Annotated in this window: 19 protein-coding genes; 14 read left to right on the top strand and 5 right to left on the bottom strand. The window is 63.9% G+C overall.

Annotated features, from left to right (window positions below):
* Positions 1-124: 124 nt before the first annotated feature.
* Complete coding sequence (locus tag IVB18_RS36105) at positions 125-1,849, bottom strand: IS1634 family transposase (RefSeq protein WP_247983724.1); 1,725 nt, start codon at positions 1,847-1,849, stop codon at positions 125-127.
* Between the two features lie 143 nt (positions 1,850-1,992).
* Positions 1,993-2,274 (bottom strand): helix-turn-helix domain-containing protein, encoded by a 282-nt coding sequence (locus IVB18_RS36110; RefSeq protein WP_247983521.1) that lies wholly within the window; start codon positions 2,272-2,274, stop codon positions 1,993-1,995.
* 38 nt (positions 2,275-2,312) lie between these two features.
* Between IVB18_RS36110 and IVB18_RS36115 the strand changes: the two genes are divergently transcribed.
* The 3 genes from IVB18_RS36115 (at position 2,313) to IVB18_RS36125 (ending at position 5,421) form a co-directional block, all read left to right on the top strand.
* Complete coding sequence (locus tag IVB18_RS36115) at positions 2,313-3,443, top strand: IS630 family transposase (protein ID WP_247984173.1); 1,131 nt, start codon at positions 2,313-2,315, stop codon at positions 3,441-3,443.
* Positions 3,444-3,620: 177 nt separating this feature from the next.
* Positions 3,621-3,983, top strand: coding sequence for a hypothetical protein (locus IVB18_RS36120; protein WP_247985050.1), 363 nt, complete (start codon positions 3,621-3,623; stop codon positions 3,981-3,983).
* A gap of 49 nt (positions 3,984-4,032) precedes the next feature.
* Positions 4,033-5,421 carry an MFS transporter gene (locus tag IVB18_RS36125; RefSeq protein WP_247985051.1) on the top strand — a complete coding sequence of 463 codons (1,389 nt, stop codon included), beginning with the start codon at positions 4,033-4,035 and terminating at the stop codon, positions 5,419-5,421.
* A gap of 10 nt (positions 5,422-5,431) precedes the next feature.
* Here IVB18_RS36125 and IVB18_RS36130 read toward each other — a convergent pair whose 3' ends face one another.
* Complete coding sequence (locus IVB18_RS36130; protein WP_247985052.1) at positions 5,432-7,051, bottom strand: B12-binding domain-containing radical SAM protein; 1,620 nt, start codon at positions 7,049-7,051, stop codon at positions 5,432-5,434.
* A 260-nt stretch (positions 7,052-7,311) separates the two neighbouring features.
* Between IVB18_RS36130 and IVB18_RS36135 the strand changes: the two genes are divergently transcribed.
* The 10 genes from IVB18_RS36135 to IVB18_RS36180 all read left to right on the top strand — a co-directional run bounded on the left by IVB18_RS36135 (position 7,312) and on the right by IVB18_RS36180 (position 16,482).
* Positions 7,312-7,761 carry a (2Fe-2S)-binding protein gene (locus tag IVB18_RS36135; protein ID WP_247985053.1) on the top strand — a complete coding sequence of 150 codons (450 nt, stop codon included), beginning with the start codon at positions 7,312-7,314 and terminating at the stop codon, positions 7,759-7,761.
* Positions 7,762-7,772: 11 nt separating this feature from the next.
* Positions 7,773-9,959: a molybdopterin cofactor-binding domain-containing protein gene (locus IVB18_RS36140; RefSeq protein ID WP_247985054.1), complete on the top strand. Its 2,187-nt coding sequence runs from the start codon at positions 7,773-7,775 to the stop codon at positions 9,957-9,959.
* A 48-nt stretch (positions 9,960-10,007) separates the two neighbouring features.
* Positions 10,008-11,291: an NAD(P)/FAD-dependent oxidoreductase gene (locus tag IVB18_RS36145; RefSeq protein ID WP_247985055.1), complete on the top strand. Its 1,284-nt coding sequence runs from the start codon at positions 10,008-10,010 to the stop codon at positions 11,289-11,291.
* Positions 11,284-11,736: a sulfur oxidation c-type cytochrome SoxX gene (gene soxX / locus IVB18_RS36150; protein WP_247985056.1), complete on the top strand. Its 453-nt coding sequence runs from the start codon at positions 11,284-11,286 to the stop codon at positions 11,734-11,736. Before IVB18_RS36145 ends, soxX begins: the two co-directional genes overlap by 8 nt.
* An 8-nt stretch (positions 11,737-11,744) precedes the next feature.
* Positions 11,745-12,212, top strand: coding sequence for a SoxY-related AACIE arm protein (locus IVB18_RS36155; RefSeq protein ID WP_247985057.1), 468 nt, complete (start codon positions 11,745-11,747; stop codon positions 12,210-12,212).
* Positions 12,212-12,529: a thiosulfate oxidation carrier complex protein SoxZ gene (soxZ, locus tag IVB18_RS36160; protein WP_247985058.1), complete on the top strand. Its 318-nt coding sequence runs from the start codon at positions 12,212-12,214 to the stop codon at positions 12,527-12,529. Before IVB18_RS36155 ends, soxZ begins: the two co-directional genes overlap by 1 nt.
* Entirely contained in the window at positions 12,526-13,305 is a 780-nt protein-coding gene (gene soxA / locus IVB18_RS36165) for a sulfur oxidation c-type cytochrome SoxA (protein ID WP_247985059.1), read from the top strand. Before soxZ ends, soxA begins: the two co-directional genes overlap by 4 nt.
* Positions 13,306-13,385: 80 nt before the next feature.
* Positions 13,386-14,711 (top strand): sugar ABC transporter substrate-binding protein, encoded by a 1,326-nt coding sequence (locus IVB18_RS36170; RefSeq protein WP_247985060.1) that lies wholly within the window; start codon positions 13,386-13,388, stop codon positions 14,709-14,711.
* Positions 14,708-15,646: a sugar ABC transporter permease gene (locus tag IVB18_RS36175; RefSeq protein ID WP_247985061.1), complete on the top strand. Its 939-nt coding sequence runs from the start codon at positions 14,708-14,710 to the stop codon at positions 15,644-15,646. Before IVB18_RS36170 ends, IVB18_RS36175 begins: the two co-directional genes overlap by 4 nt.
* Before the next feature lie 11 nt (positions 15,647-15,657).
* Positions 15,658-16,482, top strand: a complete 825-nt coding sequence (locus IVB18_RS36180; protein WP_247991809.1) for a carbohydrate ABC transporter permease — start codon at positions 15,658-15,660, stop codon at positions 16,480-16,482.
* Here IVB18_RS36180 and IVB18_RS36185 read toward each other — a convergent pair whose 3' ends face one another.
* Both IVB18_RS36185 and IVB18_RS36190 read right to left on the bottom strand, forming a co-directional pair.
* The gene (locus IVB18_RS36185) at positions 16,483-18,150 is read right to left on the bottom strand and encodes a regulator (protein WP_247985062.1); all 1,668 of its coding nucleotides are present in this window, start codon (positions 18,148-18,150) and stop codon (positions 16,483-16,485) included. It lies immediately after the preceding gene.
* Between the two features lie 10 nt (positions 18,151-18,160).
* Positions 18,161-18,862 (bottom strand): isochorismatase family cysteine hydrolase, encoded by a 702-nt coding sequence (locus tag IVB18_RS36190; RefSeq protein ID WP_247985063.1) that lies wholly within the window; start codon positions 18,860-18,862, stop codon positions 18,161-18,163.
* A gap of 649 nt (positions 18,863-19,511) precedes the next feature.
* Between IVB18_RS36190 and IVB18_RS36195 the strand changes: the two genes are divergently transcribed.
* Positions 19,512-22,988 carry an indolepyruvate ferredoxin oxidoreductase family protein gene (locus IVB18_RS36195; protein ID WP_247985064.1) on the top strand — a complete coding sequence of 1,159 codons (3,477 nt, stop codon included), beginning with the start codon at positions 19,512-19,514 and terminating at the stop codon, positions 22,986-22,988.
* Positions 22,989-23,054 lie beyond the last annotated feature (66 nt).

Consider the following 23,054-nt stretch of genomic DNA (forward strand, 5'->3'; position numbering starts at 1 on the left):
TTCGCTAGTCTGGCGGATTTGGTTACAGATCTCTGCCGACTAGTCCGAACTTCCCCTTGAGTAGCGACGTAAGCATTTGAGCTGGCGTGTAATTCCAGCGGGCGTGACGGCGCGTCTGCCTACATTATGGGGCGATAGGAATGCCGAGCCGATTGAAGACGTCTTGTTGTAGTGGGGTTGGACTTGTGAGCATAGCGGCCGGGGCGTCCTGACCGATGCGAACGATGTTGCGTGTGAGCGTGGCGAGATCCTGCAACAGCGTTCGAAAGCTGTGCACGGGCCGGCCATCGTGGGTGTGCTTGCGATTAGCCTTGGTTCTGGCCGCGGCCGAGACTCTGGCCTTGGCGACGGGCGAGACGCGCGCGGCGTCGGCGGCCTCGCGGTCGTGATCGTCGAACAGGATCGGGGCCAGCGCGCGGCGCATGTGCCAGACGATGTAATAAGCGAGCATGCAGAGGAAGACGTGGGCGCGCACGCGGCCAGCGAGGCGATGGTGGATCGGGCGCACCTCCAGTTCGACGGTCTTGATGGTGCGGAAGGCGCGTTCGACCTGGGCCAGGCTCTTGTAGGCACGCACCGTGGCGGCGGTGTCGAGGTTCTCGGCCGGCACGTTGGTCCGTAGCACATAGAAGCCGTCGAGCGACGCTTCGTTGGCGATGGCATCCTCGATCCGACTGAAGTCGAACGAAGTGTCGGTGATGGCGAGGTGGAAGTGCTTGGCCATCTTACGCTTGCCCAGCACGGCGCCGACCTTCAGACCGATCTCATCCTCGCCGCGCAAGGGGTTGCGCTGACGCTGCACGGCGGCCTTGACGCGGGCGAGATCCTTCTCGGTCGCCGCCAGCAACTCGCCGCGCTTGCGCCGACGCTCGTCGGCCAGATCCGGGTTGCGGCACACGATCAGGCGCTCGCCGGGGAAGTCGGGGGACGTGATCTCGGCCATATCGCGATCGTCGAACAGCGACAATTGCAGCGGGCCGCCGTCCTCGGCGAGCTTGCGGATCGCCGGCGCCCGCAGAGCGGTGATCCAATCGAGCCCGGCCGGCATCAGATCGGCTTCGATACGGGCGCTGGTGATCATGCCGCGATCGCCGACCAGTACCACACGCGACAGCTTGAAGCGGGCCTTCAGTTTGTCGACTTGCGCGGCCAGCGTGCTCGGGTCGGCGGTGTTACCTTCGAACACCTCCACCGCCACCGGGCAGCCGTCGGCGGCGCACAGCAAGCCGAACACGATCTGCAGCTTGTCGGAACGACCGTCGCGGCTGTAACCATGCCGCGCCAATTCGCAATGTCGCCCCTCCAGATAGCTGGAGGTGAGATCGTAGAGCACCAGCGAGCCGTCATGCAGATGGCGCTTGGCGAGCGTCGCCTCGATCCCCGGTTGGGCCGTGCCGAGCAGGTCGAGCGCTTCGTAAAGCTCGTCCTCGTCGACGGCGCTGAGATCGAGCAGTTCGCCCAGCGAATGCGCCGCCGTCGCCTCGCTGAGCTGGCGCGCCGTGGCCAGCTTGGCGGCCGGTTCGATCACCCGTGCCACGATCAAGGCCAAAGCCAGCCTGGCCAACCGTCTGGGCTTGTCCGGGACAAGGCGATGCAGTCCGAGCTGGCGCGCCATGCCGAGCACCGCGGCCACGTGGCCGTGCGGCAGCGAGCGCTCGATCCGCAGTTGCTCGGCCGGCGAGACCAGCTCCTCGCCTTTCAGGACGCGGCGCAGCGCATCGATCTTCTCATCCGGCCAATGCGACAGGTTGGCCAGCGTGCGCGACTTGATCTTGTCGCCCTCGCGATAGCTCTCGCGCAACAGGATCGCGGGCGGTGAGTTGCGGTTGGGAATGCGGGCGACGAACATGCCGGAATCGAATCACGGAAACCTGCCATTCGCAAGCCAAAAATCATCATTTACATGCCTACAAAATCAGCCCGATCCAAACTTCTCAAATCCTCTCAACGCTCTAACAAAAATCCCGAGGGGAAGTTCGGACTAGTGGTTCATCACAGTGATTTTGACGTTTTGATACCGAGCCATTCGAGGATCGGCAAGCTTTCCGGCGGCACGAGGATTTCGATGCTTCTGGGGACGCCAGGTTGACGGCGAATGAAACCGTTTCGTTCGAGGGTGACGATCATCTGGTGGACCGAAGGCGGGCTGACGCGGAAATGGCGCTGCATGTCGGTTTCGGCGGGTGGGCGTCCGAACATGTGCGCGTAGGTGTAGATAAAGGCCAGGTAGTGTCCCTGCTTCTCCGTGAAGTGCGTGCCTGATTTTTGACTCATCGCTGGATTCGTCCCGGCCTCCGACAAGGAGGCGAAGCATGAATGTACGTTATCGGGTCGAATTGAGCCAAATCGAGCGGGACGAACTGACGGCGATGCTGGGCGGCGGGAAGCATGCTGCCCGCAAGCTCAAGCGGGCGCAGATTTTGCTGGCGGCCGATGCCGGCAGTTGCGACGCGGAGATTGCCCGGTCTGTCCGGGTCAGCCTGTCCAGCATCGGCCGGACCAAGCGCCGCTTCGTGGAAGGCAATCTGGAGCGGGCCTTGAGCGAGGAACCGCGTCCGGGCGCAGAGCGCAAATTGACCGGCAAGGAGGAGGCCCTGCTGGTGGCGACGGCGTGCGCCAAGCCGCCCGCCGGCCGCAAACGTTGGACGCTGACGCTGCTGGCGGACACGATGGTCAAGCTCACCGATCATGACAGCCTGTCGGGCGAGACCGTGCGTCGCCGGCTGGCCGAGAACGACCTCAAGCCATGGCGCAGGGACATGTGGTGCATCCCCTATGTCGACGGCGAATACGTCGCCCGCATGGAGGACGTGCTCGACCTCTACGCCGAGGCGCCGGATCCCGTCCGGCCGCTGGTCTGCTTCGACGAGACCCCCGTCCAGCTCATCGGCGAGGTCCGTCAGCCGATTCCAGCCGAGCCGGGACAGCGCGAGCGTTACGATTACGAGTACCGCCGCAACGGCACCGTCAATCTCTTCGTTACCTTCGACCCGCATCGTGGCTGGCGCAACGTCAAGGTCACCGAGCACCGCGCCGCCGTGGACTACGCCTACTGCATGCGCGAACTCGTCGACGTCCATTATCCCGACGCCGACTGCATCCGCCTCGTGCAGGACAATCTGTCGATCCATACCGCCGGCGCGTTGTATCAAGCATTTGCGCCTGCTGAGGCCCGTCGCATCCTGCGCCGCCTCGAATTCCACTTCACCCCGAAACACGCCAGTTGGCTCAATATGGTCGAGTGCGAGATCAGCGTGCTCCAGCGCCAGTGCCTCGGCCGCCGCATCGACGACCCCAAAAGGCTCCGAAACGAGATCGCAGCATGGCAAAAGCGGCGGAATAAAACCCGAGCCCGCATCAAATGGATGTTCACAACCGACAAGGCCCGCGCCAAACTCGGCCGCGCCTATCCAGCCACCGCCAAAGAGTCAAAATCACTGTGATGAGCCACTAGCCGAAAAACTTTGAGGCTGCGAGGTTTCGTTCGCTTCGCTTTTTTGATTGAGGAGCTTATTCTCTCCACAGGCGCTTTGCGAGCGAACCTCAAACCGGGATGAAGGCGCATCAAAGGCAGCCCTGATCGGCACTCACCGGGTAAACTCTCGACCGGAATGTCCGAAATGGGTCAGAAGGCGAAATACCGGAGCTGCCCGCATATAACTGCTTCACCACAAAAAGCGGACATCGCGCATTCAGGAGAGCACACCCCCTGGTCTTTTGCCGACCGGTGCCACGATCGCATCTTGCTGGTGTTTTGCCCGACGCGTCAACGTGATCGCGGCAGGGAATGCCCTCGCGGCGCGTCTCGAAAACTCCTTGTCGATCAAGGGGTGTTCTACTGTGCATGGGGTTGTTTTTCGATTTTTTGTTTTGGTCGTCGTGACCGGGCGAAGGCGAAGAAGCGGCTCGCCTCCTGCTTCCATCCGATCCTCGCGCATACACAGCATGCAAGCTTGCGCCTGTGGCAAACCGCCTGGTCGTAGTACATGCCTGTAGGCCCTGTACACACGCCGCCGGAGAAAAGCGCAGGCAATGACAATCACGTTACCTGCCGCTGCGCGCGAGCCCGATCACGCCGTTGCCGATGGCCTGCCCGCCGAGCGCCGCCGTTGGGCGATCGCCGCGATCTTCACCGCGCTGGCGATGGCCTCGCTCGACACCGCGATCGCCAACATCGCGCTGCCTGCGATTGCCGCCGATCTGCATGTCAGCCCGGAGCAGTCGGTCTGGGTGGTCAATGTCTACCAGATCGCACTGGTCGCGACGCTGCTGCCGCTTGGCGCGCTCGGCGAGATCGTCGGCCACCAGCGCATCTATCTCGGCGGGCTCATCCTGTTCACCGTCGCCTCGCTGCTCTGCGCGGTCGCGTGGTCGCTGGAGAGCCTGCTCGTCGCGCGGACGCTGCAGGGCCTCGGCGCAAGCGGCATCATGAGCGTCAACACCGCGCTGGTGCGCTTCGTCTATCCCGGCCGGATGCAGGGGCGCGGCTTCGGCCACAACGCGCTCGTGGTCGCGACCGCCTTCACCTTCGGGCCGTCGATCGCTTCCGCCATCCTCGCATTCGGACCGTGGCCGTGGCTGTTTGCCGTCAACATCCCGTTCGGCCTGGTCGCGATCGGCATCGGCTTTGTCATGCTGCCGAAGACGCCGCGGGCGGATCACGGTTTTGACTTTCTCGGCGCCCTCCTCGCCTCCGCCTGCCTCGGCCTGTTCATCACAGGCATCGGCAGCGCGGCGCATAATCTGTCGCCGACTGTCGTGGCCATCGAACTGGTCACGGCCCTCGTGCTCGGCTTCGTCCTGATGCGCCGTCACGCCGACCATCCCGCGCCGATGCTGCCGATCGACCTGTTCAGCCGGCCGATGTTCGCGCTGTCCGCGGCGACCGCGGTGTGCTCCTTCGCCGTGCAAGGCCTCGCCTTCGTATCGCTGCCCTTCTATTTCGAGGACGTGCTCGGACGCTCTCAGGTCGAGACCGGCTTCTTCATGACGCCGTGGCCGCTGGTGGTCGGCATCATGGCGCCGATCGCCGGCCGCCTGTCCGACCGCCATGCGGTCGGCCTTTTGGGCGGCATCGGGCTCGTGCTGCTCGGCCTCGGCATGGCGCTGTTGGCCTTGCTTCCGAGCAACCCCAGCATTCCCGACATCATCTGGCGGATGGCGATCTGCGGCATGGGCTTCGGCTTCTTCCAGGCGCCGAACATGAAGGCGGTGATGTCAAGCGCGCCGCCGCACCGCAGCGGCAGCGCCTCGGGCATCGTTGCGACCGCGCGTCTGACGGGACAGACAACCGGCGCAGCACTCGCGGCGCTCTGCTTTGCTCTTGCGGGCCACAGCGGTGCAACACTCGCGCTGGCGCTCGGCGCGGGCTTTGCCGCGCTCGGCAGTGTCATGAGCTTCCTGCGGCTGGCGGTGAAGTAGGCCCGTCAGGTCAAGCCAGGTGTCGAGCCGCCGTCGCGTCAGCAGTCACCGCCGGAATGACCGTCTCGTCGTCCAGCGCAGCCAGCCGCGTATCGATGGCTTCGATGACCTTGCGCGAGAACGGCCCGAGATGCGCGTAGGCAGCGATCATCTGCACGGCGATCCGCGCCGATGACGTGTCGCGCTTGGCGCAATTCATGAAGGTCTGCCAGAGCGGTCCGCGCGCCTCGGGAATGGCGGTGACGACGCGGTGCACTGTCTCCATCGCGCCGACCCTGGCGCGGATGTCGCCCTCGGCCAGCTCGGGGCGCTGCCTTGAACGGTCGAGCAGGGTCATCAGGCGGTCGACGCGCCTCGCATAGGCCCCCGGGCTGTAGACGTGCTCCAGCACCTTTTTGTAGTCCGTCAGGATGTCGCGCAACGGGCGGACCGGATCGAAGTTGATCCCGCTCGTGCACTGATCGGCGCCGATGGTCGGCGCCAGATCGTGGCCCGGATGCAGTCGGCCTTCGCGCTCCAGGCGGCGCGTGAGCTGCGTGTTCGGCAAGGCATAGAGCAGGCCGACCATGCTTACGGGAATCGCGGCTTCCTCGATGAAGTCGATCATGGCCTCCGCCATCGAGACCTTCTCATTGTCGAAGCCGACGATGAAGCCCGCGGTCACGAGCATGCCGGCGGCGTAGATCTTGTGGATGCTTTCGGCGATGTTGCGCCGCGTGTTCTGCTTCTTCCGCATCGCGACCAGCGTCGCCGGATCCGGACTTTCGATGCCGACGAAAATGCCGAAGAAATTGGCCGCCCCCATCATCTCCAACAGCTCGGGATCGTCGGCCAGATTGACCGAGGCCTCGGTCGAGAATTCGAAGGGAAAGCCGTGGGTGCGCTGCCACTCCGCGAGCTGGGGCAGGAACAGCCTGAGCGACTTCTTGTTGCCGATAAAGTTGTCATCGACGAAGTCGAGATGACCGCGGTAACCCATCTGGTAGAGCCTATCGAGCTCGACCAGCATTTGCGCGTTGGTCTTGGTCCGTGGCACCCGTCCGTAGAGCTCGATGATGTCGCAGAACTCGCAGGTGAACGGGCAGCCGCGCGAATACTGCACACCGAGATAGAGATAGTCCTCGAATTTCAGAAGGTCGAAACGCGGCACCGGCGTTTTGGTGACGTCGGCCTGGAATTTCGGCGCGGTGAAGACGCCGGAGCGGGCGCCGCCGTCCCAGGCCGCGATGAATTCATCGATGACGCTTTCGGCCTCGCCGAGCACCCGGAAGTCGGCCGTTTCGTAAATGTGCGGGCTCGACGTGGGATCGGGGCCGCCGACAACCACCGGCTTGCCCGCAGCGCGGCACAATTCGATCAGACGCAACGTGTCGGCCTGTTGCGGCAGCATTCCGCCGGTGAAGACGACGTCGGCCCAGGCGAGATCCTCGTCCCCAAGCGGCGCCGTATTGCAGTCGATCAGGCGCACCGTCCAGCTCTCGGGCAGCATCGCGGCAACGGTGATCAGGCCGAGGGGGGCAGCAGGGCGCTTCACGCCCATCAGTTTGCAGGATTCGCCAAAACTCCAGAAGGACTCCGCGGTGAAGAGCGGATAGAGCATCAGGACGTTGCAAGGCTGCGGTACGTTCATGGAACCCCTTTTGGCTTGGTCCAGTGTAGCAGAGCGTTCTCGTCTTGCACCCCAGCAAAAGGGACAAACTGTCGCTCAATGTTCCAGGGCTGTCTGCGCGCGGAAGCCGATAGATGTCGCCCCAAGCTGTGTCGCGGGCGTCCAGGGAGGGGAATCTTTGAGAGCCACCCCGCGGACTGTTGATTTGAACAGTTCCAATTTGCCGGACACATTGCGCCCCTGAGTCCAATCGGTGGATTGGGCCAATCAGGGGACTTGCGATGGCAAATCTAACAATCAACGGAAAAACCCTCACGCTCGAGGTCGAGCCGGATACCCCGCTGCTGTGGGCGATTCGCGAGAATGCCGGCCTGACCGGCACCAAATATGGCTGCGGCATCGCACAATGCGGCGCCTGCACCGTTCACATGGACGGTGTCGCCACCCGCTCCTGCGGGATCTCTGTCGCCGAGGCCGAAGGCAAGAAGATCACCACGATCGAGGGGCTCGCATCCCGCGACTCGCTGCACAAGGTGCAGGAGGCCTGGATCGCCCAGGACGTTCCGCAATGCGGCTATTGCCAGAGCGGCATGATCATGGCGGTGGCGGCGCTCCTGAACGAGAACCCGAAGCCGACCGACGCCGATATCGACGAGGCCATCACCAATATCTGCCGCTGCGGCACCTTCCAGCAGGTGCGCGAGGCGATCCACACGATCGCAAGCGCGTAAGGAGCCGCCACATGAACAAGCATGTTTCGCCCCGAATGAATCGCCGTGCCTTCGTCATCGGCACCGCCGCGCTAGGCGCCGGTCTCGCAATCGGCCTCGATATCCCCTTCGGCGGCCCCGCCGTGGTGCGCGCAGCCGACGGTTCGCCTGAGATCACTGCCTGGGTCGTGGTCCGGCCCGACGACACTGTCGTGATCCGCATCGCCCGCTCGGAGATGGGCCAGGGCTCGCTGACCGGCCTCGCCCAGCTCGTCGCCGAGGAGCTCGAATGCGACTGGACCAAGGTCACGACCGAATATCCGACACCCGGCCAGAGCGTCGCCCGCAAGCGCGTTTGGGGCGATTTCTCGACCGGCGGCAGCCGCGGCATCCGCTCCTCGCACGACTATGTCCGCAAGGGCGGTGCCACCGCGCGCATAATGCTGATCGAGGCCGCGGCCAATGAATGGAAGGTGCCGGCGTCCGAATGCACGGCCGCCAACAGCGTCATCACCCATACCCCGTCGGGCAAGACCACGACCTACGGCAAGGTCTCCGAAGCCGCGGCCAAGCTGACGCCACCGGCGGACGTCAAGCTGAAGGACCCGAAGGACTGGAAGCTGGTCGGCAAGGGCGTGAAGCGGCTGGACACACCGGACAAGGTCACCGGCACAACCGTGTACGGCATCGACGTCAAGCTGCCCGGCATGCTCAACGCCGCGATCAAGGACTGCCCGGTCTTCGGTGGCAAGGTGAAGAGCTTTGACGAAGCCAAGATCGCCGGCATGAAAGGCGTCAAGAAGGTCGTCAAAGTCGGCGATACCGCGGTCGCGGTCGTTGCCGACACCTGGTGGCACGCCAAGACCGCGCTGGAAGCGCTGCCGATCGTCTGGGACGAGGGCGACAACGCCAAAGTCTCAAGCGAGTCGATTGCAAAGTGGCTGACTGAGGGCCTCGACAACGAGCAACCGGCCTATGTCGGCAACCGAAACGGCGACGCGAAGGCGGCAATTGCCGGCGCCGCAAAGAAGATCGAGGCCGTCTACAACTATCCGTACCAGAACCACGCCACGATGGAGCCGATGAACGCCACCGCGCTCTACACGGCGGACAAATGCGAGGTCTGGTGCGGTACGCAGAATGGCGAGGCTGCCTTCGCGGCGGTGCTGGAGGCCTCTGGCCTGCCGGCGGAGAAGTGCGACGTGCACAAGGTGATGCCCGGCGGCGGCTTCGGCCGGCGCGGCATGACGGACTATGTCCGCCAGGCGGTCGCGATCGCCAAGCAGATGCCCGGCACGCCGATCAAGCTGTTGTGGTCACGCGAAGAGGACATGGCGCACGGCCGGTATCACCCGATCACCCAGTGCAAGATGACCGGCGCGTTCGATGCCAACAACAATCTCGTCGGGCTGCACTACCGCCTGTCCGGGCAGTCGATCCTGTTCTCGCTTCGCCCCGAAGCGCTGCAGAACGGCATGGATCCGGCCGCATTCCAGGGCGTCGCCCAATCCGGCGAAGCCGCGTTCGGCTACTCGGTGCCGAACCTTTTGATCGAGCATTCGATGCGCAACCCGCACGTTCCGCCCGGCTTCTGGCGCGGCGTCAACGTCAATCACAACGCGATCTACATGGAGTGCTTCATGGACGAGCTGGCCCAGGCCGCAGGGCAGGACCCGCTCGAATTCCGCCGCCAGTTGATGGGCAGTCACCCCAAGCATCTGGCGGTGCTCAATGCCGTGGCCGAGAAGATCGGCTGGAGCCAGCCGGCGCCGCAGGGCGTCTATCGCGGCATCGCGCAGGTCATGGGCTATGGCAGCTATGTTGCCGGCGCCGCCGAAATCTCGGTGACCGACGGCAGCAAGATCAAGGTGCATCGCATCGTCGCCTCCACCGATCCCGGCTACGTCGTCAATCCGGCGCAGGTGGAGCGGCAGATCGCCGGCTCCTTTGTCTATGGCCTGAGCGCGCTGTTCTACGGCGGCTGCACCGTCAAGGACGGCCGCATCGAGCAAACCAACTTCGACACTTACAATTCGATGCGCATCAACGAGATGCCGAAGGTGGAAGCGGTGATGGTGCCGAGCGGCGGATTCTGGGGCGGTGTTGGCGAGCCGACTATCGGCGTCGCGGCACCGGCGGTGCTCAACGCCTATTTCGCGGCGACGGGCAAGCGCATCCGATCGGTGCCGCTGCGCGACCAGAACATCACCTTCGCTTGAAAAAACGGCTGCGGCGGCCCAAGAGGGCCGCCGCAGCCTTTTGTCCGGATGATCCTGATGACCACGCGCCCGGTGACACGGCGGAGTGCCGTGCTCGGCATCACTGCGGCGGCCGCAACGTTGGCGCGGCCTTCGATCTCGCGCGCGCAATCTGCGGGCCGTATCAACGTGGTCGGCGGCGGCTTTGGCGGTGCGGCCTGCGCCCGCGCGCTGAAGCGTGCGCAGGCAAGCTTGCAGGTCGTCTTGATCGAGCCCAACACGGTCTTTACCTCGTGCCCGTTCAGCAACGAGGTAATCGCCGGCCTTCGCGACATCGAGGCGCAACAGTTCGGCTATGACAAGCTCGCCTCCGAGGGCGTCACCGTCGTCAACCAGGCGGCGACCAAGATCGATGCGCAGACACGAAACGTGACGGTCGATGACGGCACCACCCTTGGCTACGACCGTCTTGTGCTCTCCCCCGGCATCGACTTCCATTTCGAAGCTCTGCCCGGTTACGACGAAGCCGCGTCGGAAAAGATGCCGCACGCCTGGAAGGCCGGGGCGCAGACGATGCTGCTGCGCAGGCAGCTGGAGACGATGGCGGATGGCGGCCTCGTCGCGATCGCGATCCCGGCCAATCCTTCGCGCTGTCCGCCGGCTCCTTACGAGCGCGCCAGCCTGATCGCGCATTACCTGAAGGCGAAGAAGCCGCGCTCGAAAGTCCTGGTCCTCGATGCCAAGGACAATTTCTCCCAGCAGCGGCTGTTCGAGAAGGCGTGGAAGGAGCTTTACGGCGACATGATCGAGCGGGTGGCGCTGTCGCAGGGCGGACGCGTGACCTCGGTCGATCCATCAACCAGGACCATCATCACCGAGTTCGGCAACTACACCCCTGATGTCGCCAACGTCATCCCGCCGCAGCGTGCGGGGCGCATTGCCGAAATCGCCGGCGCAACGGACGCGACCGGCTGGTGCCCGATCAATCCCGTAACGTTCGAATCAAAGCTCGCCCCGAACATCCACGTCATCGGCGACGCCTGCCTTGGCGGCGGCATTCCCAAATCGGCATCCGCAGCGAGCGCGCAGGGCAAAGCGTGCGCCGCCGCCATCGTCAGCCTGCTCGCAGGCCGTGCACCGGAAACACCGCGTCTGACCGGCGTCTGCTACAACACCGCCGCGCCCGCTTACGGCTTCTCGCTCGCCGGCAACTATCAGCCCAAGGGCGACATCTTCGCGGAGGTCGAGGGTGGCGCCACCAGCCCGGTCGATGCGCCACGCGAGCTGCGCGCCCGCGAGGCGGCCGAGGCCGAGCGCTGGTTTCAAACCATCACGGCGGACACCTTTGGCTAGATCGATCGTCCATATCGCCGCGTTGATCGCCGCCAGTCTCGGATGCGTCGCCGGCGCGACAGCGGAAGAGCTCGCGCCTTACAATATCGTCGGCGACGGAATTCCGCAGTCACTCACCGCCACGCCCGGCGATGCAGCGCGCGGACGCGCGCTGGTTCTGACCCGCGCGACGACCTGCATTCTCTGCCATTCCGGTCCCTTCCCGGAAACACGGTTCCAGGGCGATCTCGCGCCTGACCTTACAGGCGCCGGGAACCGTTGGTCGGTGGGCCAGTTGCGGCTTCGACTGGTCGAAGCGTCGCGCTTCAACCCGGAGACCATCATGCCGTCCTATTATCGCGACGATGGGCTCGTGCGCGTCGGACGCAATTTTGCCGGCAAGCCGATATTATCGGCCACAGAGATCGAGGATATCGTCGCCTTTCTTGCAACGCTTCGAGACTAGTACTGTTCATGCCAACCACGCGACGACAATTTTTGAGCCTCGCCGGAGGCATCACCGCCGCCGGGACGATTCTGATCGTCACGCTGCGGCCGCTTAACGCGACGCCCGTGATGCTCAACACGGCGATCCGCAACGTCGTCGGCGAAGCTCCGATACGAACGGGCAAGGTCAAGCTCGACATCCTGCCGCTGGTCGAGAACGGCAACACGGTGCCGATGACCGTCAGTGTCGCGAGCCCGATGACGGCGAACGACTACGTCAAAAGCATCCATGTCTTCAACGAAAAGAACCCGCAGCCGAACATCGGCAATTTCCATCTCGGTCCCTGGGCCGGCCGCGCCCAAATCTCGACCCGGATCCGGCTTGCCGACACCCAGAAGGTGGTTGCGATCGCCCGCCTGTCCGACGACACGTTCTGGCAGGTCGCCGCCGATGTCGTCGTGACGCTGGCGGCCTGCACCGAAGAGGTGAACTGATGGCCGCGCTCATCAACGTTCCCACGAAGGCCAAACGCGGCGACATCATCGAGATCCGCACGCTGACCTCGCACATCATGGAAACCGGCTTTCGCCGCACCGCGGCCGGCGAGCTCGTGCCGCGCGACATCATCACGAGCTTCACCTGCCGCTACAACGGCACCGAGATTTTTCGCGCCGACCTGTTTCCGGCAATCGCCGCCAACCCTTATCTCTCGTTCTTCACGGTCGCGAAGGAGAGCGGCAAGTTCGAGTTCGAATGGATCGGCGACAACGGATTCTCGTCCTCGGCGTCGGCATCGATCACGGTCGAATGAGTTTTTGGCGCGCGATAGCGGTGGCGGCGCTGGTCGGCGCGGCCCCTGCCCTGCTCGCCGGCGAAATTCCGTCCGATGCGCGCCGCTCGGGCTATTCGTTCATGGGCCCCGAGACGCGCGCCATGCAGGATGATGACACGTCCAATCCGGGCATGCTGTTCGTGCTCGACGGCGAGGCGCTCTGGACGAAGAAGACCGGCAACGCCGACAAGGCCTGTGCGGACTGCCATGGCGATGCGCGCAGCAGCATGAAGGGCGTCGCGGCGCGCTATCCTGCTTTCGACAAGGTGCTCAGCCGCCCCGTGACGCTCGACCAGCGCATCAATCTCTGTCGCGCCGATCACCAGCAGGCGACGCCGCTATCCTACGAGAGCCGCGACCTGCTGGCGCTGTCCGCTTTCGTCGCTCACCAGTCGCGCGGCGTCGCGATCACAGCGGGCGACGATCCGCAACTAAAACCCTTCGTCGAACAGGGCCGCAACCTCTTCATGCAGCGCGAGGGCCAGCTCAACCTTGCATGTACCAATTGCCACGACGACAACTTTGACAAGCGCCTCGCGGGCGCGCCGATCACGCAAGCGCAGCCGACCGGCTACCCGCTCTACCGGCTGGAATGGCAGACGCTGGGATCGCTGGAGCGGCGGCTGCGCAGTTGCATGACCGGCGTCCGCGCCCAGGCCTATGATTATGGCGCGCCCGAGCTGGTCGCGCTCGAGCTCTATCTGATGTCGCGGGCGCGCGGTCTGCCGATGGAGACGCCAGCGGTACGGCCCTGATCGGTAGATTAGGACTAGGCAGGCGTGGCACGGCCGCTAGTATCCCTCCCAAACACAATGAGTCACAGGGAGGGACTAACGTGGCCGACCATGGAATCTCGCGCCGTACACTTTTAACGGGCACCGCCGCGGCTGGCGCGCTCAGCCTGACCGGATTACCAGCGCGCGCCGAAGTCAACTGGAAGAAGTACTCCGGGACCAAGCTGGAGGTGATCCTCGCCAAGGGTCCCCGTGGCGACAACCTGCAAAAATACATCAAGGAGTTCACCGACCTCACCGGCATCCAGGTCGAATCCGAGCAGATTCCCGAGCAGCAGCAGCGCCAGAAGGTCGTGATCGAGCTCACCTCGGGCCGGCCGAGCTTCGACGTCGTCCACCTCAGCTATCACGTGCAGAAACGGCAATTCGAGAAAGGCGGCTGGCTTGCCGACATGACGCCCTTCATGAAGGATCCGGCGCTGACCGCGCCCGACCTCGTGGAGAGCGATTTCTCGGCCGCCGGCCTGCAATACGCCAGAAACGACAAGGGCCAGATGCTGTCGCTGCCGTGGTCGGTCGACTATTTCATCCTCTACTACAACAAAGAGCTGTTCCAGAAGAAGGGCGTCGCGGTGCCCAAGACCCTCGACGAGATGGTCGCGGCCGCCGAGAAGCTCACTGATCCCAAGGAAGGGACCTACGGCTTCGTCGGACGCGGCCTGCGCAACGCCAACATGACGTTGTGGACGAATTTCTTCCTCAATTGCGGCGGCGAATTCCTCGACGCCAAAGGCAACATCCTGACCGACGGCCCGGAGGCGATCGCGGCGACAAAGCTCTACCAGACGCTGTTGACGAAGGTCGCTCCGCCCGGCGTCGCCGGCTTCAACTGGATGGAGTCGATGGCCTCGTTCACGCAAGGGAGATCGGCGATGTGGATCGACGGCGTCGGCTGGGCGCCACCGCTGGAAGATCCAGCCGCCTCGCGCGTGGTCGGCAAGGTCGGCTACACCGTCGTGCCTGCCGGACCGAAGGGGCAGTACTCCGCGACCTATGGCGACGGCATCGGCATTGCCGCAGCCAGCAAGAACAAGGAAGCCGCCTATCTGCTCTGCCAGTGGGTTGTCTCGAAGCAGCAAGGCGCCCGGCTGTTGCAAGCCGGCGGCGGCGTGCCGTTCCGCAACTCGATTCTGAACGATGCCGAGGTCCAGAAGGGCGTGAAGATGCCTAAGGAATGGCTGCAATCGGTGATCGATTCCGCCAAGATCAGCAAGCTGGGCCTGCCGGTGATCATCCCTGTCGCCGAATTCCGCGATCTTGTCGGCGCCGCGATCACCTCGACCCTTGCAGGCGCCGACCCTGCCGCAGAGCTGAAAAAGGCCCACGAGCAGTTCCGGCCGATCCTGGAGCGCAGCGAAAAGGCGTGAGTGCAATCACACAAGTTGAACCGGCCGCGGCACCGTCAGATGCCGCGCCGGAGAAGGAGTTGCGGCCGCGGTCCTACTGGCCGTTCGTGGTGCCGGCGCTGGTCGTCGTGCTCGCCATCATCATCTTCCCGTGGGCGTTCACGATCTGGATGAGCCTGAACGAGTGGAAGGTCGGCTCGCCGACCACCTTCGTCGGACTTTCCAACTATCTGCGGCTGACGAGCGATCCCCGATTCCTTGAGGCGGTGGGCCACACGATGGTCTACACCGCGCTCTCGGTGCTGCTGCCGCTGGCGCTCGGCACGCTCTCAGCCGTGGTGTTTCACCAGAAATTCGCCGGCCGCGGCTTCCTGCGCGGCGTCTTCATCATGCCGATGATGGCGACGCCAGTAGCGATCGCGCTGGTCTGGACCATGATGTTCCATCCGCAGCTCGGCATTCTCAATTACCTGCTGTCGCTGGTCGGGATCCCACCGCAGCTCTGGGTATTTCATCCCGCAACCGTCATTCCCTCGCTGGTGCTGGTCGAGACCTGGCAGTGGACGCCGCTCGTCATGCTGATCGTGCTTGGCGGTCTCGCCGCAATACCGACCGAGCCGTATGAGAGCGCCCAGATCGACGGCGCCAGTTTCTGGCAGGTATTCCGTTTCATCACCCTGCCGCTGATCATGCCGTTCCTGTTCATCGCCGGCATGATCCGCATGATCGACGCGGTGAAGAGCTTCGACATCATCTTCGCGATCACGCAAGGCGGACCGGGCTCGGCGTCGGAGACGATCAACATCTATCTCTACAGCGTCGCCTTCACCTATTACGATCTCGGCTACGGCTCGGCGATCGCGGTAGTGTTCTTCCTCCTCATCGTCGCACTCGCAGCCGTGATGCTTTACATGCGCCAGCGCATGCTGTGGACCGAAATCACGAGCGACGCATGAACCCAAGTCAAATCAACCCAAGGCAGATCATCGGCAAGATCGGCCTGTGGCTCGCGGTATTCGTCATCGTGTCTCCGGCGATCCTGTTCTTCCTCTGGATGGCTTCGCTGTCGCTCAAATTCGAAGTCGATAATGCCGCCTACCCGCCGGTGTTCATCCCCGAGCATTTCGCCTGGAAGAACTATACCGACGTGCTCGCCTCCAACCGCTTCCTGACTTATTTCATCAACAGCCTGATCGTGACCGGCAGCGCGACCTTGCTTGCGCTCGTCGTCGGCGTTCCCGCCGGCTATGGGATTGCGCGGATGGCCGCGCACAAATCCGCAATCGTGATCCTGATCGCCCGTATCACGCCGGGATTGTCGTATCTGATCCCGTTGTTTCTCATGTTCCAGTGGCTTGGTCTGCTCGGCACGCTGGTGCCGCAGATCATCATCCATCTGGTGGTGACGGTGCCGATCGTGATCTGGATCATGATCGGCTATTTCGAGACGACTCCAATGGAACTGGAAGAAGCCGCGCTGATCGACGGTGCCACGCGCTGGCAGGTGTTCCGCCACGTCGCGCTGCCGATCGCTCGGCCCGGAATTGCGGTCGCCTTCATTCTCGCCGTGATCTTCTCCTGGAACAATTTCGTCTTCGGCATCGTTCTGGCGGGACGCGAGACACGCACCTTGCCCGTTGCCGTCTACAACATGATCTCGTTCGACCAGTTGAGCTGGGGGCCGCTGGCGGCCGCAGCGCTGATCGTCACGCTCCCGGTGCTGCTGCTGACAGTATTAGCCCAGCGACAGATCGTCGCCGGGCTAACCGCTGGTGCCGTCAAGGGAGGGTAGCTATTCCGCCGGTGCGGCGTGCATCTCCGCATGCGGCATGTAGCGTTCGCTGGTGCGCCGGCTGAGAACGTACAATCCGGCGGCCATCACGGCGTAGGCGAAAGCGACGGGTGGCGTGACGCCGAACCCTCCGCCGATACCCACGGCCTCACCGTGCGTGAAGCCGAAGTAAGTCAGCACGGCCCCGACCAGCGCAAAGGCCGAGGCCTTCTCGAAATCGCGCTCGATGATGAAGACGCCGATCGCACCAAGGATCAGGCCGCCGAGGATGGAGCCGCCGCCCATCACTTCGAGCCCGTGATAGAAAACGCCCTGCTGCGGAAGTGCTGCGATCGCGGCGGCCTTGACCGCGTCGGCCTTGTCGGCGGCAAGCCCACCGACAGAGGTCGCTGCCATCATGGTCGAGCCCAGCATGGTGTCGATCTGGAGCTTGGCCCAGGCCGCGAGATGCGGCGTCAGCGCCAGCACGATGGCAGGGGCGTGCTTGACCGGCGTGGTCTGGAACGCCTGCGCGCCGATCAGCATGCCGATATAGAGCAGGATCGGCGAGATCGCGACGACCGGCACGAGCGCCAGCAGCACCGAGATGATGCCGAACCACGCCAGCACCACCACCATGATGCCGGTCGCGGCCGAGTAGCCGATGCGGCCGCCCATCGCCTTCCAGCCGGGATGGCCGATATAGACGGCGTTGATGAAGGGATTGCCCATCAGGCAGCCGATCAGGCTGACGATGCCATCGGCCGTGAGCACCCGCGTGGTCGGATATTCGTCGCCGGCGGCTTCCGCGCTCTCGACATTGTCCATGGCCTCGACGAGGTCGTAGATGCCGAACGGAATCGCGGTGACCAGGATGATTCCGAGGAATTCGAAGCCGGAGAAGACGTAGCCCACTGCCGGGATCGGCACCGAGAAGCCGAAATTGGCGAAGGCATCGCCGACGCCCTTGACGCTCAGTCCACCGAGACCGAGGCCGAACAGGTTCGAGCCCCAGGCGATGATCATGCCGACCGCGATCGCAACGAGACCGGCAGGAATGCCGCGCCAATATTTCACGCCACCGAACCAGCTCACCAGGATGACGGCGAAGCAGACCAGACCGATCTGCGGCGTCATGTACATTTCGAGCGCCGGCCGCATCGAGATGAAGGTGACGGAAACGCCGGCGAGCGTGCCGAGCAGTGCCGCGCGCGGCGTGATTTTTCGAATGAAAGGCGCGATGAAGCCGCCGATCATCAGGATGAAGCTCTGGAAGAACACCCAGACCAGGCCGGCCGACCAGCCCTTGAGCGGATCGCCGGTCTTGATCGTGATCGGCAGCATGATCACGAAGGTGACGATGAACATGTGCGGCACGCTGACGCCCGAAGGCAGCGCGCAGACGTCGTTGCGGCCGGTCTTCTGCGCCAGACGATAGGCGAGGTATGCGTAGTAGAAGGTCGACAGGCACATCATCAGCCCGAGCGCCGGCAGGATGCGGCCGAACACGAGACTGTCCGGCATCTTCAGCACGAAGCGCAACAGGCCCGTGAGCACCAGCATGTTGACGAGGATGTTGGTGCCGAAGCCGAAAAACGCGTTCCAGTCGCCCGGTGTCCATAGTGCCGGCTTGAACTCGGACTTGCTCAGATCAGATTTGCCGGCCGTCCCCGTCATACTTGTGCTCATGGTGATGCCCCTAAGCTAATGTGGAAATCTTCATCGCCTCCAGTACCGCGGCTGAGCTCGCGACCCAGCCGAAGATGCCGCCCTGGGCCTTGATCATCTTCAGGCCCATCTCGTGAAATTCCGGGAAGTAGGACGCACAGCCGTCCGAGATGACGACGCAGCGATAGCCGCGGTCATTGGCCTCGCGCACGGTGGTGTTGACGCAGACCTCTGTCGTGACGCCGCACACCAGCAGATTCTCGATGCCGTATTTCTCCAGCACGTCGGTGAGCTCGGTGGCGTAGAACGCGCCCTTGCCGGGCTTGTCGATCACGACCTCGCTGTCGAGTGGATAGAGTTCTGGAATGATGTCGTGTCCGGCTTCGCCGCGAATGAGAATGCGCCCCATCGGGCCGGGGTCGCCGATGCGAAGGCTTGGCGCGCCGCGCTCGACTTTCGCCGGCGGGGCGTCGGAAAGATCGGGCAAGTGGCCTTCGCGCGTGTGGATGACCAGCATGCCGGTGTCGCGCGCCGCCTTCAGTAAGGCGCCGATCGGCTTCACCGCTCGCGCGAGCTGGCTGACGTCGTTGCCGAGCGTCTCGCCGAAGCCGCCCGGCTCCATGAAATCGCGCTGCATGTCGATGATGAGAAGCGCGGTGCTGGCCCAGTCGAGCTTGATCGGCTCAGGCTCGGCGCTGATGACACCCTGTGTCGGCTTGGTTGAGCTCAACATGACGCAGGCCCCGCGAGAACTCTCTTTGCCAGGAGTTCTGCAAGCGCCATGCCATTGTGTACAATTGAGGTGGAGCGCGCAGTTCTTAGAAATCTGCTGCGCTGTCAAAATGTTATCCGGCGAGCGCGCGTTTGCTCATTCGCTGTGCGACGGCTTTGCGGCGTGCATTTGCTTAAGGCTTAGGCGGGACGCGACGCGCTCACTAGCCGTCATTCCGGGACGCGACGTAGTCGCGAGCCCGGAATCCATCAGGCCGCAATACAGGAGGTGAAATGGATTCCGGGCTCGCCGCTTCCGCCTTCGCTCTCCGAGGTTCGGCGGACAAGTCGCGTCGCCCCGGAATGACGAACGGAGAGTATGGCGCCTATCGTTCCACCCATACACATGCCGATGCTCTTCCTCATGCGGGCGCGTATGACTGCTTCAGCGCTGCCATGTTGAGCAACATCGTCGCGAAGACCGTACTCGCCTTGTCGAACGCGCGTCTTCACCCGGGGCTTCGGTACGGCGGCTGCCACAAGCCATGACGAGCGGGAGCGCCACGGATGCGGCCAGCGATATTGACTTCGCCGGCCCATGCTCTTGACTGCGACCAGCTGCTCCGCGACCGCACACCCCCTCGCCGGACCTAGCCACAAGGACTCTCGAAATGACGCTGATGCAGGTCGAGCTGGAGGATAAATACCGGCTCGAATCGAAGCGGATCTTCCTGTCCGGCACGCAGGCCCTGGTTCGATTGCCCATGTTGCAGCGCGAACGGGACCGGCTTCAGAGGCTTAATACTGGCGGCTTCATCTCGGGCTATCGCGGTTCCCCGCTCGGCATGTACGACCACGCGCTGTGGCGCGCGAAGTCGCACCTCGCGCAGCACGACATCGCCTTCGTGCCCGGCCTGAACGAGGATTTGGCGGCGACCGCCGTCTGGGGCAGCCAGCAGGTCGGCCTGTTTCCCGGCGCCAAGGTCGATGGCGTGTTCGGCATCTGGTACGGCAAGGGCCCCGGCGTCGACCGCTCGGTCGATGCGCTGAAGCACGCCAACGCTGCCGGCACCTCGCTGAACGGCGGTGTGCTCGCGCTTGCCGGCGACGACCACGGCTGTCAGTCCTCGACGCTGGCGCATCAGAGCGAGCAGGTGTTCGCGGCAGCACTGATCCCGGTGATCAATCCAGCGACGCTCCAGGACTATCTCGACCTCGGTCTCTATGGCTTCGCCCTGTCGCGCTTCTCCGGCTGCTGGGTCGGCTTCAAGGCGATCAGCGAGACCGTGGAAAGCTCGGCCTCGATCTACAGCGATCCCGAGCGCATCCAGATCAAGCTGCCCGATGATTTCGAGATGCCGCCCGGCGGCCTCAACATCCGCTGGCCCGATCCGCCGCTGGAGGCGGAGAGGCGCCTGTTCGGCCCGAAGATGGCTGCGGTGCAGGCCTTTGCCCGCGCCAACCAGCTCGACCGCATCGTGCTCGATTCAAAACCCGCGCGGCTGGGCATTGTCGCGACCGGCAAGGCCTATCTCGATTTGCGCCAGGCGCTTGCCGATCTCGGCATCAGCGACAAGGACGCGCAGGATCTCGGCCTTCGCATTTACAAGGTCGCGCTGACCTGGCCGCTGGAAGAGAGCGGCGCACGCCGCTTCGCCGAGGGCCTTCAGGACGTGCTGGTGGTCGAGGAGAAGCGCGGCTTCATCGAAGACCAGCTCATGCGCATCCTCTACAATATCGATGCCTCAAGGCGCCCGACGGTCACCGGCAAGCGTGACGAGCGCGGCGCACCGCTGCTGCCGAGCGAGGGCGAGTTGACCCCGACGATCGTTGCGGCCGCGCTGGTGGCACGGCTGCGCAAGCTCGGCCATCACAGCCCGGTGCTGGAGCAGCGCCTCGCACGGCTCGAAGCGTTCGACAACCCCGTCACCACCAGCACGCCGATCAAGCTCGCGCGCACGCCGTTCTTCTGCTCGGGCTGTCCGCATAACAGTTCGACGAAGGTGCCGGACGGGAGCCGCGCCATGGCTGGCATCGGCTGCCATGGCATGGCGTTGAGCATGCCGACGCGTCGTACCGATTTGCTGTCGCACATGGGCGCCGAGGGCGTGAACTGGATCGGGCAATCGCCGTTCACCACCGAGCAGCACATTTTCCAGAACCTCGGCGACGGCACCTATACGCATTCCGGCCTGCTCGCGCTCCGCGCTGCTTCCGCGGCCGGCATCAACATCACCTACAAGATCCTCTACAACGATGCCGTCGCCATGACCGGCGGCCAGCCGGCCGAGGGCGGCTTCAATGTCGCGCAGATCGCGCACCAGGTCTGGGCGGAAGGCGTCAAGCGGCTGGCGATCGTCTCGGATGATCCGGGCAAATATCCTGACGGCAACTACTTCCCGCAGGGCGCGACCATCCATCACCGCCGCGAGCTCGATGCCGTGCAGCGCGAGCTGCGCGACATCAACGGCCTCACGGTCATCATCTACGACCAGACCTGCGCGGCCGAGAAACGGCGCCGCCGCAAACGCAGGCTCTATCCCGATCCAGCCAAGCGCGCCTTCATCAACGAGCTCGTCTGCGAAGGCTGCGGCGACTGCTCGCAGGCCTCGAATTGCGTTTCGGTACAACCGCTGGAAACCGAGTTCGGGCGCAAGCGCCAGATCGACCAGTCGAACTGCAACAAGGACTTTTCCTGCGTCGAGGGCTTTTGCCCGAGCTTTGTCACGGTGCATGGCGGCACGCTGAAGCGGATCAAGACCTCGGCGGTCGATTCCGGACAATTGTTCGCCGACCTGCCGCTGCCGCCTGCACGCGAGCTGGAAGCCCCCTACAACATTCTCGTCACCGGCATCGGCGGCACCGGCGTCATCACCATCGGCGCACTGCTCGGCATGGCCGCCCATGTCGACGGCCGCGGCTGCTCGGCGCTGGATTTCACCGGCCTGTCGCAGAAAAACGGCGCGGTGATGAGCCACGTGCGTATCGCGCCCAAGCCGGAGGATATTTCCGCGGTCCGCATCACCACGGGCGGCGCTGACGTCATCCTCGGCTGCGACATGATCGTCTCGGCAGGTCCCTCCGCGCTCAGCCGCGCCGAGCGCGGCGTGACGAAAGCCTACATCAACGCCGACCTGCAGCCGACCGCGAGCTTCGTACAAAACCCTGACCTCGATTTCGAGATGGGCACGATGCAGACGGTGTTGCGCGACGCGATCGGCGACAACAATCTCGACATCATTGACGCCACCGGCATGGCCGCGGCGCTGATGGGCGACTCGATCGCGACCAATCCCTTCATGCTCGGCTTTGCCTTCCAGAAGGGCGCGATCCCGCTGTCGCTGGAAGCACTCCTGCGCGCCATCGAGATCAACGGTGCCGCGATCGAGATGAACAAGCTCGCCTTCACCTGGGGGCGCGTCGCCGCCCACGACATGTCGCGGGTGCGCAGCGTGCTCCAGTTCAAGAGCCGGGCTTCCGCACCGACCAAGTCGCTCGACGACATCATCGCGATCCGCGCGGAGTTTTTGACCGGCTATCAGGACAAGGCCTATGCGGACCGCTACCTCGCGGCCGTTGCCAAGGTGCGGAAGGCGGAGAACGCGGCCTCGCCTACCTCGACGGAACTCACGGAAGCGGTGGCAAAGAACCTGTTCAAGCTGATGTCCTACAAGGACGAGTACGAGGTCGCGCGGCTCTACACTGACGGCAGCTTCGCCAAGAAGGTATCGGAAAAGTTCGACGGCGATTTTTCACTGAAGTTATACCTGGCACCGCCGATCTTCGCGCAACGTGACAAGGTGACGGGCCATCTTCAGAAGAAGGAATTCGGCGGCTGGATGATCCATGCCTTCCGCATGCTGGCGAAGCTGAAATTCTTGCGCGGCACTGCGCTTGACCTGTTCGGCCGCACCGAGGAGCGCAGGACCGAGCGGAGGCTGGTCGAGGATTATCTTGCGACAATGGATCTGCGGATCGCCGGGCTGAAGGCAGCGCAGATTCCCCTGCTGGTGAGGCTCGCGCGCGTGCCCGAGACGATCCGCGGCTTCGGGCACGTCAAGGAAACTAACATCAAGCAGGCAGCCGCCGAGAAGGCGCGGCTCGAGGCGGAGCTGGAAAACAGCCGCTTTGCGGCTGCCGCGGAGTAGCGGTTAGGAGAGCGAACTCCCTCCGCCCGTCATTGCGAGGAGCCCTTGCGACGAAGCAATCCAGAC

The organism is Bradyrhizobium sp. 186, assembly GCF_023101685.1.
In the GTDB taxonomy this organism is placed as follows: Bacteria; Pseudomonadota; Alphaproteobacteria; order Rhizobiales; family Xanthobacteraceae; genus Bradyrhizobium.

What these genes read in the sequence shown, in the direction of transcription:
- IVB18_RS36105 (WP_247983724.1), bottom strand. Translation starts at nt 1,849, where the DNA reads ATGTTCGTCGCCCGCATTCCCAACCGCAACTCACCGCCCGCGATCCTG.
- IVB18_RS36110 (WP_247983521.1), bottom strand. Translation starts at nt 2,274, where the DNA reads ATGAGTCAAAAATCAGGCACGCACTTCACGGAGAAGCAGGGACACTAC.
- IVB18_RS36115 (WP_247984173.1), top strand. Translation starts at nt 2,313, where the DNA reads ATGAATGTACGTTATCGGGTCGAATTGAGCCAAATCGAGCGGGACGAA.
- IVB18_RS36120 (WP_247985050.1), top strand. Translation starts at nt 3,621, where the DNA reads ATGGGTCAGAAGGCGAAATACCGGAGCTGCCCGCATATAACTGCTTCA.
- IVB18_RS36125 (WP_247985051.1), top strand. Translation starts at nt 4,033, where the DNA reads ATGACAATCACGTTACCTGCCGCTGCGCGCGAGCCCGATCACGCCGTT.
- IVB18_RS36130 (WP_247985052.1), bottom strand. Translation starts at nt 7,051, where the DNA reads ATGAACGTACCGCAGCCTTGCAACGTCCTGATGCTCTATCCGCTCTTC.
- IVB18_RS36135 (WP_247985053.1), top strand. Translation starts at nt 7,312, where the DNA reads ATGGCAAATCTAACAATCAACGGAAAAACCCTCACGCTCGAGGTCGAG.
- IVB18_RS36140 (WP_247985054.1), top strand. Translation starts at nt 7,773, where the DNA reads ATGAACAAGCATGTTTCGCCCCGAATGAATCGCCGTGCCTTCGTCATC.
- IVB18_RS36145 (WP_247985055.1), top strand. Translation starts at nt 10,008, where the DNA reads ATGATCCTGATGACCACGCGCCCGGTGACACGGCGGAGTGCCGTGCTC.
- IVB18_RS36155 (WP_247985057.1), top strand. Translation starts at nt 11,745, where the DNA reads ATGCCAACCACGCGACGACAATTTTTGAGCCTCGCCGGAGGCATCACC.
- soxZ (WP_247985058.1), top strand. Translation starts at nt 12,212, where the DNA reads ATGGCCGCGCTCATCAACGTTCCCACGAAGGCCAAACGCGGCGACATC.
- soxA (WP_247985059.1), top strand. Translation starts at nt 12,526, where the DNA reads ATGAGTTTTTGGCGCGCGATAGCGGTGGCGGCGCTGGTCGGCGCGGCC.
- IVB18_RS36185 (WP_247985062.1), bottom strand. Translation starts at nt 18,150, where the DNA reads ATGAGCACAAGTATGACGGGGACGGCCGGCAAATCTGATCTGAGCAAG.
- IVB18_RS36190 (WP_247985063.1), bottom strand. Translation starts at nt 18,862, where the DNA reads ATGTTGAGCTCAACCAAGCCGACACAGGGTGTCATCAGCGCCGAGCCT.
- IVB18_RS36195 (WP_247985064.1), top strand. Translation starts at nt 19,512, where the DNA reads ATGACGCTGATGCAGGTCGAGCTGGAGGATAAATACCGGCTCGAATCG.